This window comes from Paenibacillus antri, assembly GCF_005765165.1.
GTDB classification, from domain to species: Bacteria; Bacillota; Bacilli; order Paenibacillales; family YIM-B00363; genus Paenibacillus_AE; species Paenibacillus_AE antri.
The window spans coordinates 1-629 of record NZ_VCIW01000070.1; the positions used below are offsets into that span (position 1 = coordinate 1).

The 629-nt window shown below is 39.9% G+C and carries 1 protein-coding gene; it reads left to right on the plus strand.

Annotated elements, in window-relative coordinates:
- Nucleotides 1–63 precede the first annotated feature (63 nt).
- Nucleotides 64–629, plus strand: a 566-nt coding sequence (locus tag FE782_RS33515) for a type I glyceraldehyde-3-phosphate dehydrogenase (RefSeq protein WP_274388782.1), incomplete at its 3' end; no start/stop codon positions are given.

The window sequence follows — 629 nt, forward strand, 5'->3', positions numbered from 1 at the left end:
CTTGCACTTTCAGAGTATGGAAGAACGAATTTTGTTTAACTTTAAATATAGGTGAAAAAATCTATGGCTATTAAAATTGGTATTAACGGCTTCGGTCGTATCGGTCGTATCGTGTTCCGTGCAGCGCAACTTCGTGATGATATCGAAGTTGTAGGTATCAACGACTTAATCGACGTTGATTACATGGCTTACATGTTAAAATACGATTCAACTCACGGTCGTTTCAATGGTACAGTGGAAGTTAAAGACGGTCAATTAGTAGTTAATGGTAAAGCGATTCGCGTAACTTCCGAGCGTGATCCTGCTAACTTAAAATGGAATGAAATCGGTGTTGATATCGCAGTTGAAGCAACCGGTTTATTCTTAGACGACGCAACAGCACGTAAACACATTACTGCAGGTGCGAAAAAAGTTGTTTTAACCGGTCCGTCTAAAGATGCAACACCTATGTTCGTTAATGGTGTAAACTTCGATGCATACGCAGGCCAAGATATCGTTTCTAACGCTTCTTGTACAACTAACTGCTTAGCACCGTTAGCTAAAGTCATCCACAATAAATTCGGTATTAAAGAAGGTTTAATGACTACAGTTCACGCAACAACTGCGACACAAAAAACTGTAGATGGTCC